General features: G+C 59.8%; 13 protein-coding genes and 1 pseudogene. 7 read left to right on the forward strand and 7 right to left on the reverse strand.

Annotation, left to right across the window (positions count from 1 at the left end; translation table 11 throughout):
• Nucleotides 1–372: 372 nt before the first annotated feature.
• The 3 genes from D6Z24_RS18975 to D6Z24_RS18985 form a co-directional block, all read right to left on the reverse strand.
• The gene (locus tag D6Z24_RS18975) at nt 373–1452 is read right to left on the reverse strand and encodes an MBL fold metallo-hydrolase (protein ID WP_198419589.1); all 1080 of its coding nucleotides are present in this window, start codon (nt 1450–1452) and stop codon (nt 373–375) included.
• A gap of 146 nt (nt 1453–1598) precedes the next feature.
• A complete protein-coding gene (locus tag D6Z24_RS18980) occupies nt 1599–2657 on the reverse strand; it encodes an NAD(P)-dependent alcohol dehydrogenase (RefSeq protein ID WP_129128185.1) in 1059 nt (352 codons plus the stop codon).
• Nucleotides 2658–2685: 28 nt separating this feature from the next.
• Nucleotides 2686–3696 (reverse strand): aldo/keto reductase, encoded by a 1011-nt coding sequence (locus D6Z24_RS18985; protein ID WP_129128186.1) that lies wholly within the window; start codon nt 3694–3696, stop codon nt 2686–2688.
• Between the two features lie 298 nt (nt 3697–3994).
• Here D6Z24_RS18985 and D6Z24_RS18990 point away from each other — a divergent pair, with 298 nt between their 5' ends.
• Complete coding sequence (locus tag D6Z24_RS18990; RefSeq protein WP_129128187.1) at nt 3995–4912, forward strand: AraC family transcriptional regulator; 918 nt, start codon at nt 3995–3997, stop codon at nt 4910–4912.
• 122 nt (nt 4913–5034) lie between these two features.
• Here D6Z24_RS18990 and D6Z24_RS22110 read toward each other — a convergent pair.
• From D6Z24_RS22110 to trxA, 4 genes and pseudogenes are all read right to left on the reverse strand, one after another.
• Nucleotides 5035–5355: pseudogene (locus tag D6Z24_RS22110) on the reverse strand (hypothetical protein); the annotation flags it as partial.
• 83 nt (nt 5356–5438) lie between these two features.
• The gene (locus D6Z24_RS18995) at nt 5439–5633 is read right to left on the reverse strand and encodes a hypothetical protein (protein WP_129128188.1); all 195 of its coding nucleotides are present in this window, start codon (nt 5631–5633) and stop codon (nt 5439–5441) included.
• 184 nt (nt 5634–5817) lie between these two features.
• Nucleotides 5818–6330, reverse strand: coding sequence for a TlpA family protein disulfide reductase (locus D6Z24_RS19000; RefSeq protein WP_129128189.1), 513 nt, complete (start codon nt 6328–6330; stop codon nt 5818–5820).
• 15 nt (nt 6331–6345) lie between these two features.
• The gene (gene trxA, locus D6Z24_RS19005; protein ID WP_129128190.1) at nt 6346–6675 is read right to left on the reverse strand and encodes a thioredoxin; all 330 of its coding nucleotides are present in this window, start codon (nt 6673–6675) and stop codon (nt 6346–6348) included.
• Between the two features lie 208 nt (nt 6676–6883).
• On the opposite strand from trxA, the gene D6Z24_RS19010 reads away from it, so the two are divergent.
• From D6Z24_RS19010 to hemB, 6 genes are all read left to right on the forward strand, one after another.
• Nucleotides 6884–7561 (forward strand): precorrin-2 dehydrogenase/sirohydrochlorin ferrochelatase family protein, encoded by a 678-nt coding sequence (locus D6Z24_RS19010; protein ID WP_246014731.1) that lies wholly within the window; start codon nt 6884–6886, stop codon nt 7559–7561.
• A complete protein-coding gene (gene ccsB, locus D6Z24_RS19015) occupies nt 7558–8373 on the forward strand; it encodes a c-type cytochrome biogenesis protein CcsB (protein WP_129128192.1) in 816 nt (271 codons plus the stop codon). The genes D6Z24_RS19010 and ccsB overlap by 4 nt, the downstream gene beginning before the upstream one ends.
• 28 nt (nt 8374–8401) lie before the next feature.
• Nucleotides 8402–9703 (forward strand): glutamyl-tRNA reductase, encoded by a 1302-nt coding sequence (gene hemA / locus D6Z24_RS19020; protein ID WP_129128193.1) that lies wholly within the window; start codon nt 8402–8404, stop codon nt 9701–9703.
• 46 nt (nt 9704–9749) lie between these two features.
• Nucleotides 9750–10706, forward strand: coding sequence for a hydroxymethylbilane synthase (gene hemC / locus D6Z24_RS19025; protein WP_129128194.1), 957 nt, complete (start codon nt 9750–9752; stop codon nt 10704–10706).
• Between the two features lie 280 nt (nt 10707–10986).
• Nucleotides 10987–12525, forward strand: coding sequence for a uroporphyrinogen-III C-methyltransferase (gene cobA, locus D6Z24_RS19030; protein ID WP_129128195.1), 1539 nt, complete (start codon nt 10987–10989; stop codon nt 12523–12525).
• A gap of 67 nt (nt 12526–12592) precedes the next feature.
• Nucleotides 12593–13612: a porphobilinogen synthase gene (gene hemB, locus D6Z24_RS19035; RefSeq protein WP_129128196.1), complete on the forward strand. Its 1020-nt coding sequence runs from the start codon at nt 12593–12595 to the stop codon at nt 13610–13612.
• The last annotated feature ends 291 nt before the right edge of the window (nt 13613–13903 follow it).

The raw sequence follows: 13903 nt of genomic DNA on the forward strand, positions 1-13903 counted from the left end.
CGATCTCTAACAGGCACCTTTAGTTCCCCCTCCCCTTGCGGGAGGGGGTTAGGGGGTGGGGGAAGGCGCCATCATTTCCGTATCTTGCGGCTTCACCCTCCCCCCCGGCCCCCTCCCGTCAAGGGAGGGGGAGGCCTCAAAGGGCGATTCTCCCGGAATTCCCTGTTTCATCGTTCCTACGCTCCAGCGTGGGAACGCAAAGCCTCGGACGCTCCGGCGTCTGCTTAGGGGACGCTGGAGCGTCCCCCAACGTGCGTTCCCACGGAGGACCGTAGGAACGATCTCGAAGCGCCGCGGGTGACCTCGCGCTCCCCCCTTTGCGAAGGGGGGACGGGGGGGATTTGCCTTGGTGCCGTTTCGCACTCACTTCCCTCAGCGTTGTCCATGGACCGCATCAGGCTCAGGCAGCAGGGCGGACGTGCCGGCATGTGGCGCGTCGACACTCGCCCACCAGTGCCTGTACGGACCCGTCTCGTGCTGCAGTACCGGTTCACCCATCACGGGGAAGGCTACCTCGACATAGCGTGCCTGTGCCAGTGCCGCAAGCCGGTCGAAAGGCTCGCGCCATCCATGCATGGCGAGGTCGAAGGTGCCGTTGTGGATTGGCAGGAGCCTTTTGCCCCGCAGGTCCAGGTGCGCCTGGATCGTCTCCTCAGGCGTCATGTGTACGCCGGCCCAGTTCGCGTTGTAGGCGCCGGCCTCGATCATGGTCAGGTCGAAGGGGCCGTACTCGTCGCCTATCCTTTTGAAACCGGAGAAGTAGCCTGAATCGCCGCTGAAAAAGATCCGGAAGTCCGGAGCGAGGATCACCCACGAACCCCACTGTGTCTTGTTCCTGCCGAATAGCCCGCGGCCTGAGAAGTGACGGGACGGCGTTGCCGCGAAAAGGACGCCGCCGACCTTGATCGACTGCCACCAGTCCAGCTGCCTGATTTTCGCGGACGGGACGCCCCACTCGGCGATGATGTCGCCCACCCCGGGCGGCGTCATGAAGTATTCCGTTTTCTTGGCCAGTGCAACGATGGAGCGCCGGTCGAGGTGGTCGTAGTGATCGTGGGAGATGATCACTCCCTTTATCGGGGGGAGTTCTTCGATGCTGATCGGCGGCTTGTGAAATCTGAGCGGCCCGGCGAAAGGAATCGGCGATGCGCGGTCGGAAAATACCGGATCGGTGAGCCAGAACGCGTTCTGCAGCTTCAACAGAACGGTGGAGTGCCCGAGACGGAAGACCGTGTTGTCGGGTGCCGCGAGCAACTGCTCACGGGACATCTTCCGGACCGGAATTTCCCCGGTGGGAACGGTGCCGGCCGGCTTGTTGAAGAAGAAGTTCCACATCACCCGGGCGCTTTCAATGAAGCTCCCCGTCGACATCACTGCCGCGTCCTGCTGCGAAGAGTGGCTGGGGCTTTTCTGCCCGGATGTGCTGCTGCCGTTGATAGATGCTGCCGCCATGGCGGTTAGGCCTCCAATACACAATACGGTGAAGACGTATCTTCCCGCCCGGGAGCCGGGAACGGTCCGGGCGAGAAGAAAATGGGAGCGGCGCCGGGTCCAGTGACGGACCCGGCGCCCTACTGCGTGCAGTAACCACATGGGGATTACTCGGACTTGAGGGAGGCCATGTCGATGGAGAAACGGTACTTCACGTCCGACTTCACCAGCCTTTCGTACGCCTCGTTGACCCGCTGGATGGGGATGATCTCGACATCGGAGGTGATGTTGTGCTTGCCGCAGAAATCGAGCATCTCCTGGGTCTCGGCAAGCCCGCCGATCAGCGAGCCGGAGACGCTGCGCCTGCCGAAGAGAAGGGCGAAGGAGGAGAGGGCGAGCGGTTTGTCCGGCGCCCCGACCAGGGTGATGTTCCCCTCAAGACCCAGCATGTTGATGTAGGCGTTCAGGTCATGATCCGCCGCGATGGTGTCCAGGATGAAGTTGAAGGTCCCCGCGTGCTGCTTCATCTGCTCGGCATCGGTGGAGATGATCACCTCGTCGGCACCCAGACGCAGCGCGTCCTCCTTCTTGCCGGGGGAGGTGGTGAAGACGACGACGTGTGCGCCGAAGGCCTTGGCGAACTTCACCCCCATGTGCCCGAGGCCGCCAAGACCCACCACGCCGACCTTCTTCCCTTTGATGTCGCCCCAGCGGTGGATGGGGGAGTAGGTGGTGATCCCGGCGCAGAGAAGCGGCGCGACGCCTGCCAGTTCCAGGTTGGCGGGGACGCGCAGCACGAAGTGCTCATCGACCACGATGCTGTCCGAGTATCCGCCGTAGGTGACTCCGCCAAGATGCTTGTCCGGAGAGTTGTAGGTGAAGGTAGCGTTGCCGCAGAACTGCTCGAGGTCCGCCTTGCAGCTCGGGCAGGTGTGGTCGGAGTCGACGAGGCAGCCGACGCCCGCGAGGTCGCCCGCCTTGAACTTGGTCACCGCGGAGCCGACCTTGGTGACGCGCCCCACGATCTCGTGTCCCGGCACGCAGGGGTAGATGGTGGGCATGACGCTTTGCCACTCGTCACGCACCGTGTGCAGGTCGGAGTGGCAGATGCCGCAATAAAGGATCTCGATCTGGACGTCGCGTTCGGTCGGTTCCCGGCGCTGGATGACGGTGGATGCCAGCGGTGCGGTTGAGCTTGCGGCGGAGTAGGCTTTTGCTTTGTACATTGTTTATCCTCCTGTTTCTTGTGTTGTGCTAGCGGTTGGTCAGCTTTTCCAACATCTCGGGATAGCGGGCCCCTTCAACATGGATCTTGGCGGCCGCGCTGTCGATCTCGCGCAGATCGTCAGTGCTCAGGGTGACGTCGGTCGCGCCGATGTTCTCCTCCAAGCGCTCGAGCCTCGTGGTACCCGGGATAGGCACGATCCACGGTTTTTGTGCCAAAAGCCAGGCGAGGGCGATCTGCGCCGGAGTCGCCTTTTTCTTCCCTCCGATGTCGCTCAAGAGATCTACCAGTGCCTGGTTCGCCTGGCGGGCCTCCGGCGTGAAGCGGGGGAGGGTGGTGCGGAAGTCGCTGCTGTCGAAGGTCGTACTTGCGTCCATCTTTCCGGTCAGGAATCCCTTGCCGAGGGGACTGTAGGCCACAAGGCCGATGCCGAGCTCTTCGAGGGTGGGGAGTATCTCCTCCTCGGGGCGCCTCCACCAGAGCGAGTATTCATTTTGCAACGCCGCCACCGGCTGTACCGCATGGGCGCGGCGGATGGTTTGCACCCCCGCCTCGGAGAGGCCGAAATACTTCACCTTGCCTTCCTTGATCAGTTCCTTCACCGCTCCCGCGACCTCCTCGATCGGCACGTCGGGATCGACGCGGTGCTGGTAGAAGAGATCGATGGTGTCGATCCTGAGCCGTTTGAGCGAGGCTTCGGCCACTTCCCTGATGTGTTCGGGACGGCTGTTCAGCCCGGGAGTCGCACCCTTCATTCCCCTGGGGTCCCTGCCGGGAGCGATGTCGAAGCCGAACTTGGTGGCGATCACCACCTTGTCGCGCAGCGGCGCGAGCGCCTCGCCGACCAGCTCCTCGTTGATGAACGGGCCGTACACTTCAGCCGTGTCGAAGAAGTCTACGCCGCGCTCCACTGCGGTCCGAAGCAGGGTGATCATCTCCTGTTTGTCCTTGGGCGGGCCGTACGAGAAGCTCATTCCCATGCACCCGAGGCCGAGCGCCGAAACTTCGAGACCGCTTTTACCCAGTTTCCTTTTTTGCATTCCGTTTCTCCTTTTGTAGGACTCAAAACCGCCGGGGTGCATGGAGGGCCAGGCACATCCGCAAATTTTACCGCAGTGTGCCTCATGCTCCATCCCGCAAACCGGGTAATCCCCTTTTGAGGATGATCAGATCCTACTACCCGGAAAGAAAAGAGAGGTAGACCGATTCTGTCTATTTTTTGCCTGATCCTGCGATCGCTGCAAAAAAAGTTGTAAAGCTCGCGTGGCTTGAGTAGGATGCCATCAGGTGAACTGTTGAAAAAACAAGCTGTTGAGCGGATGGTTGGAGGTGGTGTAAATGGACGCTGCTATCGAGAGTTTGAAGTTTAACATTGCACGATGGACCGAAGCTGGGGAGCTTTTCGATACCGCGATCCCGGGGCTGGCGCTTTTCAAACGTGAAGAGGTGACCGAGCCGGTCAGCGGGATGTACGAACCGAGCGTCTGCCTGGTCGTTCAAGGCGCCAAGAGGGTAAAGCTTGGAGAGGAGACCCTGGTTTACGACGCGAGGCACTTTCTGATCACCTCGGTGCATCTCCCCACGGTGGTCCAGGTCATCGAGGCGAGCCCGGAAAAACCGTACCTCGGTCTCAGGTTGCTGCTCGATCTGCGCGAGGTCTCGCAACTGATGTTGGACAGCAACCTTCCGCAGCCGCGTACGCAGCAGTCCAGCCGCGGTATGGCGGTCAGCGAGGTGACCCATCCTCTCGTCAGCGCCTTTAAACGGCTCGTCGATCTGCTGGATGATGAAAACGACATACCGATACTAGCACCGATGATCCAGCGGGAAATCATCTACCGTCTGCTGGTGGGAGAGCAAGGGGCGAGGCTGCGGCAGATAGCCTCGGCGGGTAGCCAGAGTCAGCAGATCGCGCGGGCCATCGACTGGCTGAAGGGGAACTTTAGCAACCCGCTGCGTATCGAAGACCTGGCGACGCGCGTCAACATGAGCACCTCGACCTTTCACCATCACTTCAGGACGCTGACCGCGATGAGCCCATTGCAGTACCAGAAGATGCTGCGACTCAACGAAGCCCGGCGCCTGATGCTTACCGAGCGTGTCGATGCTACGACCGCCGCCTTCAACGTCGGCTACGAGAGTGCCTCGCAGTTCAGTCGCGAATACAGCCGGTTATTCGGCGCGCCCCCGTTGCGGGACATCACATACCTGCGGCAGACTGCCGTCGGTGACGTTCCGACCTCCGCTTCGGCGTGATCAATTCCTTGTTGGTGCCCATCAACAATATGTTGGTACCCATCAGCAATATGTTGGTACCCATCAACAATATGTTGGTGCCCATCAACAATATGTTGGTACCCATCAGCAATATGTTGGTACCCATCAACAATATGTTGGTACCCATCGACAATATGTTGGTACCCATCAACAATATGTTGGTACCCATCAACAATATGTTGGTACCCATCAATAATATGTTGGTACCCATCAACAATATGTTGGTACCCATCAACAATATGTTGGTGCCCATCAACAATATGTTGGTACCCATCAGCAACATGTTGGTACCCATCATCAATATGTTGGTGCCCATCAGCAATATGTTGGTACCCATCGACAATATGTTGGTGCCCATCAACAAAGTGTTGATGCCCGCCGACAATATGTTGGTACCCGCAGACAAAGCGTTGAGGTCCCACCGCCCCGGGGGGGCATGATCTAGAGTTTCGTCGCGACGGTATTGCGATTCGATCAAGGGGCGAACTGGAAGTTTTAATGGGGATTACTGCTGGTCTTCCACGTTCCAATATGGCTGGGTTGCTTTGGACGCTGCCGGGTCTTCCTTGGTGACAATAACGAGGTCTACTTCTTCGCCGATATGGGATCTGATTTGATCCGCTTCGGCACTGCTTTTCAGCTCAAGGACCGCATGGCCTCCTTGGCCGACCCCTATCACACCCTTTGCCCTTAGTTCCATAGCTGCCTCCTCTTGTCCGTGACGTTTCGCAGTTCGAGCACCAACGAATCCTGCCATCATGTTAAAAAATGTCAATGACGCGCCTGCGGCTGTCCGGCCAAAAAAAAGAGCGGCGTCCGCGCTGAGACACTTTTAGGTGCCGCAGCGTGACGCCGCTCTTTTTCTTTTTCAAATCAGGGTGTTGCTACTCGGCGAGGAGCCTTTTTACGGTCTCTTCCAGTCCCCTTGCGGTCTGGTCCGAGAAACCCTGGAACCTTTCGACCACTACGCCCTTTTTGTTGATCACGAACAGGGTAGGGATGGAGCGCAGCCCGTATTCGGTCTGCAGGTCTTCACCCGCGATGGCTACCGGGTAGCTGACCTTTCTCTCCGCGATGAAGTTCTTGACGTCGCGATCGCTCCCCTCATCGACGCTGACTCCGAGTACCTGCAGCCCTTGCTTGCCGTATTTGGCACGCAGCGAGTTAAGGTGCGGTATCGCTTCCTTGCAGGGGATACACCAGGTAGCGAAGAAATCCATTACCAGGACATAGCCCTTGTAGTTGTTGAGCGTGATCTGCTGTCCGATGGTGGTGGTCAGCTTGATCGGGGGGGCGGGATCCCCTTTCTGCAGGATGGCTGCTGCAGGCTGGCTGGAGAGCAAAAGCCCTGCGAGTGCCAGGGGGACGGCTTTCATCGCGAACTTCTTGAACAACATCTGCTTTTTCCTTTTTTAGAGAGCTTTCTTGATCAGGGCGTCGAGCTGTGCCTTCGGAATGGCGCCGACAACCTGGTCTACTACCTTGCCGTCTTTGATGAGGATCACGGTGGGGATGCCGCGCACGCCGTATTTGCCGGGTGTCGCCGGGTTGTCGTCCACGTTGACCTTGCCTACTTTGACGCGTCCTTCGTATTCGGACGCTACCGTATCGATGAGGGGCGCGATGGCTTTGCAGGGGGCGCACCAGGTGGCCCAGAAGTCTACCAGTACCGGGATGTCGGACTGCAGTACTTCTTTCTCAAAATTGTCATCGGTAAAGGTTTGTACGTTTTCGCTGGCCATTGACCTTCTCCTTTATTAAAAAAGTGGTTTCTACTATAAATGAGCGGATGAAAAAAGCAAGGAGTAATTGCCCGCGCGGAGAGCGGGAAAGAATACCAGTGAAACCCTCTGCATCGTTCATGTATTCAGCATTGACACTCTTTCCGGTTCGGGCCATATTAGCGCCGGTTGAGGTTGTCATGGCTCTTTATTCCCTTACCGGAGAAACATGGTGCGCCACTATCCTATCAACATGAACCTCGAGGGGCGGCTCGTGGTGATCGTAGGCGGCGGCAGGGTGGCGGAACGCAAGGCGAAACGGCTGGTGGAAGCCGGTGCGAAGCTTGTCGTTGTGTCCCCGGTCCTTAGCGGGCCGCTTGCCCATCTAGCCGCCGAGGGAAAGCTGCTGCACCTTTGCCGCGCCTACCAGCCCGGCGACCTGACCGGCGCCGTGCTCACCTTCGCCGCCACCGACGACCCCTGTGTCAACCGCATGGTCGTGGAGGAGGCGCGAGCCCTCAACGTACTCATAGACAGCGTCGATGCACCTCGTGAAAGCGACTTTGCCACCCCTGCCGTTTTGCAACAGGGAGAACTACTCATAACAGTTTCAACCGGTGGCGCCAGCCCTTCACTGGCACGGCGCATCGTCGAACAGCTTGAGCCTCTCTTCGGTCCTGAATATAGCGAGGCGGTTGCTCTTTTAGGAACTGTCCGTGAAAAGCTATTGACTGAAAAGGTGGGGAACGCATACAATGACCCGGTTTTTGCCGAACTTGCCGCGCTGGATCTACCTGCGCTGATCAGGACCGGGCAGAGAGATGCCATAGACCAGATACTCCAGAAGCTCTCAGCTACCGGGGCCACATCGGGCTCGGTAGGAGCAGGAAAAAAGGACCCTTCATGAACGCCTTGCTCTTCAACAGCACCCTGGTCATCTATGCGGTTGTCACCGCCGTCTACCTCCTGTACTTGCTTAAGCCGAAGGAGTCGCTCGGCAAAGTGGGCCTGTGGCTCACCCTGGCGGGCTTCGTCGTGCACTGCGGCTTCACGGTCAACCGGTACCTCGAGGCCGGGCACACGCCGATCACCAACCTGCACGAATCGCTTTCCTTCTTCAGCCTCGCCATCGTCGGCATCTTCATCCTCTTCGAAAGGCGCTACAAGATCAGCATCCTCGGCTCCTTCATGATGCCGCTGGCGCTTCTGGTCATGGCGATCTCCGCCTCCTTCTCCAGTGTTATTCCACCGCTCAACCCGGCGCTCAAGAGCAAGTGGCTCGCCGTCCACACCATCATGGCCTTTTTGGGGTACGCAGCCTTCGCCATCTCCTTCGGCGTAAGCATCATGTACCTCATCCAGTCGCACTTCCTGAAGACGCGGCGCCTCGGGCCCATGTTCCAGAAACTCCCCGCGCTCGACCTTCTGGACGACATCAGCTACCGCTGCCTCACCTTCGGTTTCCCGCTGCTCACCTTCGCCATCATCTCCGGCGCCATCTGGGCCGAGACCGCGTGGGGGACTTACTGGAGCTGGGATCCCAAGGAAACCTGGTCGCTCATCACCTGGTTCATCTACGCCGCGCTTTTGCACGGCAGGCTGACCACCGGATGGCGCGGCAGGAAGGCCGCCATGCTCTCCATCTTCGGCTTTGTCATCATGCTCTTCACCTTCCTCGGCGTAAACCTGTTGCTGCCGGGACTGCACAGCTACAAGTAAGGGATTTCCCCAAGGGGCAGGCATTGTTATGAACATTATTGTGGTAGGCCTTTCGCATAAAACTGCCGGAGTTGAAATAAGGGAAAAAATCGCCTTTTCTCCCACCCAGATGGAGAAACCGCTCAAGACCCTCGTGGAGTTGCCTGACATCACCGAGGCGGTGATCGTATCCACCTGCAACCGCGTCGAGATTTACGCCACCACCCGCGACGTCGCAGGCGGGATGGCGCGCCTTAAGCGTTTCCTCGCTGACTATCACAACTTCCCGTTGGAGACGCTGGAGAAGCACCTCTACAGCTATCACGGTGAGGACGCCACCCGCCACGTGTTCCGCGTCGCTTCGAGCCTCGACTCCATGGTCGTGGGCGAGCCGCAGATCCTCGGGCAGATCAAGACCTCCTACGGTTATGCCGCCGAGTTCAAGAGCTCCGGCATCATCCTGAACCGTTTCCTCCACAAGGCGTTCTCGGTGGCGAAACGCGTGAGAACCGAGACGAAGATCGCCTCCTCCGCCGTTTCCGTCGCCTTTGCCGCAGTGGAACTCGCCAAGAAGATCTTCGGCGAACTCGGCGACAAGACCGTCCTCCTTATCGGCGCAGGCGAGATGTGCGAACTGGCCGCGAAACACTTCATCAACGTCGGCGTGCGCGGCGTCATGGTGACGAACCGCACCTACGAGCGCGCCGAAAAGCTCGCCGAGGAGTTCGACGCCAAGCCGGTCCGTTTCGAAGACCTGATGGATCATCTCCCGAAGGCCGACATCATCCTCTCCTCGACCGGGGCCCCGCACTTCATCATCCGTGAAAACGACATGGAGGAGGTGTTGCGCCGCCGCAAGCACAAGCCGATGTTCTTCATCGACATCGCCGTGCCGCGCGACATCGATCCCAAGGTGAACGACGTCGAGAACTGTTACCTCTACACCGTCGACGACCTGAACGGCGTCGTCGCCACGAACCTGGAGCAGCGCAAGATCGAGGCTGCCAAGGCCGAGGCGATCGTCGAGCAGGAAATAGGCCAGTTCTTCAAGTGGCTCGCCTCCCTCGACGTGACCCCGACCATCGTGGCGCTCAGAAGCCACTTCGACGAGATCAGGAAGGCGGAGCTCGCGAAGACCCTGTCGAACTGGAAGGACCTCCCCCCCGGTGCGGAGAAGAAGCTGGAAGCACTCACCAACGCCATCATGAACAAGCTGCTGCATCAGCCGACGAGCACTCTGAAAAGGACCGACCAGGGAAGCCGCAACGACCTCTACGTCGACGCACTGCGCAGCCTGTTCGACCTGCAGACGGAAACGGAGCAGGAGAACCTGATGGAACTGGAAGACTAACGGAACAAAGACTGGAACACATACAGATAAAGGAGAAACGGACAAAATGGCGCTGAAGGAGCTGAGAATAGGAACCCGCGCGAGCCAGCTCGCACTCTGGCAGGCAAACTGGGTGAAGTCCGAACTGGAAAAACGCTACCCGGACATGACGGTGACCCTGAAGAAGATCAAGACCATCGGCGACAAGATCCTCGACGTGCCGCTGGCGCAGGTCGGCGGCAAAGGACTCTTCGTGAAGGAGATCGAAGAGGCGATGCTGCGCGGCGAGATCGACATCGCGGTGCACAGCATGAAGGACGTCCCGACCGAGTTCCCTGAAGGGCTCGGCCTTTACTGCATCACCAAGCGTGAGGACCCGCGTGATGCGGTGATCTCCAAAGGTGTCAAGTTTGCCGACCTGCCGCAGGGCGCCCGTATCGGCACCTCCGCGCTCCGTCGCCAGGCGCAGCTCCTGAAGGTCCGTCCCGACCTCGAGATGGTCATCATCCGCGGCAACGTCGAGACCCGTATGAACAAGCTGGAGACCGAGGGGCTTGACGCCGTCATCCTCGCCGCCGCCGGCCTGAACCGTCTGGGCTTCGCTGATCGCGTCACCGAACTCCTTCCGGCCGATCTCTCCCTGCCTGCCATCGGCCAGGGCGCCCTCGGCATCGAGTGCAACCTCTCCAACGAGGCGGTGAAGGACGCGATCTCCTTCTTCAACGACCCCGACACGAGCCGCGCGGTGCGTGCCGAGCGCGCCCTCTTGTGGCGCTGCGAGGGTGGCTGCCAGGTTCCCATCGCCGCTTACGGCGAAGTGACCGGCGACGAGCTGAAGCTGACCGGCTTCATCGCCAGCGTTGACGGCAAGGTCTCCGTGAAAGGGAGCGTGACCGGTCCGGCCGACGACTGCGAGAAGCTGGGCGTGAAACTCGCCGAGCAGCTCCTCAACGAGGGCGGCCACGCGATCCTCGCCGAGGTCTACCAGCGCGAAGTCTCCCGGGAGAAGGAAATCCCGGTATAAACCTGAAAGCATTACCACAGAGGACACTGAGGCCCACAGAGAACACAGAGGAAAATCAAAGGCGACTGAAGGTTTAAAACCTTCCGCTTTCGAATTCCTCTGTGGCCCTCTGTGACCTCTGCGCCTGTCCGCCGTAGCCTTGGTGAAGGCAGGAGCCTGCCCACCGTAGCCTTGGCGAAGGTGGGTGGTTAACGCTTTCGCTTTTTCCGTTTTTAAAGGCTAACGGTCCTACCTTAGCCTTTTGCCTTTTGCGCACGACACTCACTTATCCTGGTGCGAGATGACCGTTCAAACGACTAACAAAGGCTACGTCTACCTGATCGGCGCGGGGCCGGGCGACCCGGGGCTCATCACGGTCAAGGGACGCGACTGCCTGGCGAAGGCCCAGGTGGTGATGTACGACTACTTGGCCAACGACGAACTGCTGCGCTACGCGCCGAAAGGGGCTGAGCTCATCTACGCCGGGAAGGTCGGCGGCGAGCACAACCGCGAGCAGAGCCAGATCAACGAGATGCTCGTGCAAAAGGCGCTCACCGGAAAGGTGGTGGCACGCCTCAAGGGTGGCGACTCCTTCATCTTCGGTCGCGGCGGTGAGGAGTGCGAGGCGCTGGTCGAGGCGGGAATCCCGTTCGAGATCGTGCCGGGCATAACCGCTGCCGTCGGCGCTACGAGCTACGCCGGCATCCCGCTTACCCACCGCGGTGTCACCACGTCGGTCGCCTTCGTGACCGGTCACGAAAAGAAGGGTAAGGCTTCGTCGGAGATCGACTGGGAAGGGCTTTCTCTCGGAAGCGGCACCGTGGTCTTCTACATGGGGGTCACCAACCTGCCGCATATCGCCCAGAGCCTCATGGACCATGGTCGCGCGCCGCAGACGCCGGTTGCCCTGATCAGATGGGGAACCCGCCCGGAGCAGGAGGTGCTGGTCGGGACGCTCGCCGACATCGCCGAGAAGGCCAGAAATGCCGGCTTCAAGGCACCCGCCATCACGGTGGTCGGCGAGGTGGTGAGTCTAAGGGAAACGCTGCGCTGGTTCGACAACCGCCCGCTCTTCGGACGCTCGGTCATGGTCACCCGCGGTGCGGATCAGGCAGGCGAATTCGCCTCCAAGCTTGAGCAGTTGGGAGCCCGCACGCACTGCTGCCCGACCATCGAGATCGTGCCGCCGCAAAGTTACGCGGCGCTCGACGAGGCGATCAACGCCCTCGACAGCTTCCACTGGATCATCTTCACCTCGTACAACACGGTCCAATACTTTTTCAACCGGCTCCGCGAGCACGGCATGGATTCCCGGGCGCTCGGACGTTGCCGCGTCTGCGCCGTCGGCCCCAAGACCGGCGCCGCCCTGGAGGCATACGGCATCCGCCCCGACCTGATTCCCGCCGACTACAAGGCCGAGGGAGTCGTGGCGGCCTTCGCCGAGATGGACATCGACGGGAAGTGGGTTCTTTTCCCGAAGGGGGACCGTGCCCGCGACGTGATTCCGGAAGAGCTGGGGCGGCTGGGAGCGCAGGTCATCGCGCCGATCGCCTACGCGAACCGCACCCCGGGAGATATCCCGGCCGAGACGCTTGCCGCCCTCGAGGAGAAGCGCCTGGACTGCGTGAGCTTCACCTCCTCTTCCACGGTGCAGAACCTCGCCGCGATCCTTGGCGAGAACCGTTTTCTGCGCTTGATGGAAGGGGTCAAGGTCGCCTCCATCGGTCCCATCACTTCGAAGACCTGTCGCGATCTTGGGCTTGAGGTGCACATGGAGCCGGCCGAGTACACGCTCGACGCACTGGCCCGGGAGATGGTTTCCTATTTTCGGCAGAGCTAAGAAGTATTCCCGCATTACTAATTGAGTAGTAACAGAAACGCAACGCAGACACGCAAAGGAGAGACCTATGTTCTACCCGTTGTACAGAGCGAGAAGGATTCGGGGCAAGGAAGTTTTCAGAAACATGGTCCGTGAGACCTCTGTCTCCGCCAACGACCTCATATACCCGATGTTTTCTGCCTTCGGCAAGGGGATCAAGAAGGAGATCTCTTCCATGCCGGGCATCTACCAGCAGTCCATCGAGAACATCGTGGAGGAGGCCCAGGAGGTTTACGAGCTGGGCGTTCCGGCGGTGATCCTGTTCGGGATTCCCGAGCAGAAGGACGCCATGGGTAGCGACGCCTACTCCGATACCGGCATCATCCAGGAGACCATCCGCGCCATCAAGAAAGAGGTCCCGAAGCTTGCCGTCATCACCGACGTCTGCATGTGCGAGTACACCGACCACGGGCATTGCGGCGTGATCAAAAACGGTGACGTGGACAACGACGAGACCCTCGAGCTTCTGGCCCGTGAGGCGCTCTCCCACGCCAAGGCAGGCGCCGACATGGTCGCCCCCTCCGACATGATGGACGGCCGTGTGGCCGCGATCCGCGAGGCGCTGGACAACAACGGTTACAACAACATCCCGCTGATGAGCTATGCGGTGAAGTACGCCTCCGGCTACTACGGTCCGTTCCGTGAGGCCGCCGAGTCCACCCCGCAGTTCGGTGACCGCCGTTCCTACCAGATGGACCCGGCGAACCGTCTCGAGGCGATCCGCGAAGCGCGCATGGACGTGGAGGAAGGTGCCGACATCCTGATGGTCAAGCCCGGCCTTCCCTACCTCGACATCGTGCGCGAGGTGAGAAACGAGTTCAACCTCCCCACCGCCGTGTACAACGTCTCCGGCGAGTACAGCATGGTGAAGGCCGCCGCCAACATGGGGTGGATCGACGAGGACCGCGTCGTCATGGAGACCATGATGTCCTTCAAACGCGCCGGCGCCGACCTCATCCTGACCTACCACTCGAAAGACGTGGCGAGGCTGCTGAAGAAGGGATACGAGGCGGATCTGCGCGATCGTTGCGGCTGCGGCTGCAAGTAAGGAGCTGCTCGCCCTCGTTTAGAAACGCAAAGCACCAAATGAAAATCCCCTGCCGGTATCCGGCAGGGGATTTTTTTTATGGTTCATCAGGGAATTTGGGGGAGCCGATGGTGTTACTTGTCTGGCAGAGAGCAAGCCCTAACGTCCCCCCCCTTTGCGAAGGGTGTATAGACCGGAGTCAAGGGTGACAGTCGTTCGGAGACATGGGTGACACTTTTTTATCGCCGATCCGGATCTCCCGGAGCTTATGGTGGCAGTAGTAAATTAAAAATGTTCCGTCCTGATCCGTGG

Origin of the sequence: Geomonas oryzae, from assembly GCF_004117875.1 — a bacterium.
Lineage (GTDB): Bacteria > Desulfobacterota > Desulfuromonadia > Geobacterales > Geobacteraceae > Geomonas > Geomonas oryzae.

Coding starts and splice junctions, on each gene's coding strand:
- hemA (WP_129128193.1), top strand. CDS start 8,402: ATGAACATTATTGTGGTAGGCCTTTCGCATAAAACTGCCGGAGTTGAA.
- hemC (WP_129128194.1), top strand. CDS start 9,750: ATGGCGCTGAAGGAGCTGAGAATAGGAACCCGCGCGAGCCAGCTCGCA.
- D6Z24_RS19000 (WP_129128189.1), bottom strand. CDS start 6,330: ATGTTGTTCAAGAAGTTCGCGATGAAAGCCGTCCCCCTGGCACTCGCA.
- ccsB (WP_129128192.1), top strand. CDS start 7,558: ATGAACGCCTTGCTCTTCAACAGCACCCTGGTCATCTATGCGGTTGTC.
- cobA (WP_129128195.1), top strand. CDS start 10,987: ATGACCGTTCAAACGACTAACAAAGGCTACGTCTACCTGATCGGCGCG.
- D6Z24_RS18975 (WP_198419589.1), bottom strand. CDS start 1,452: ATGGCGGCAGCATCTATCAACGGCAGCAGCACATCCGGGCAGAAAAGC.
- D6Z24_RS18995 (WP_129128188.1), bottom strand. CDS start 5,633: ATGGAACTAAGGGCAAAGGGTGTGATAGGGGTCGGCCAAGGAGGCCAT.
- trxA (WP_129128190.1), bottom strand. CDS start 6,675: ATGGCCAGCGAAAACGTACAAACCTTTACCGATGACAATTTTGAGAAA.
- D6Z24_RS18990 (WP_129128187.1), top strand. CDS start 3,995: ATGGACGCTGCTATCGAGAGTTTGAAGTTTAACATTGCACGATGGACC.
- hemB (WP_129128196.1), top strand. CDS start 12,593: ATGTTCTACCCGTTGTACAGAGCGAGAAGGATTCGGGGCAAGGAAGTT.
- D6Z24_RS18980 (WP_129128185.1), bottom strand. CDS start 2,657: ATGTACAAAGCAAAAGCCTACTCCGCCGCAAGCTCAACCGCACCGCTG.
- D6Z24_RS18985 (WP_129128186.1), bottom strand. CDS start 3,696: ATGCAAAAAAGGAAACTGGGTAAAAGCGGTCTCGAAGTTTCGGCGCTC.
- D6Z24_RS19010 (WP_246014731.1), top strand. CDS start 6,884: ATGGTGCGCCACTATCCTATCAACATGAACCTCGAGGGGCGGCTCGTG.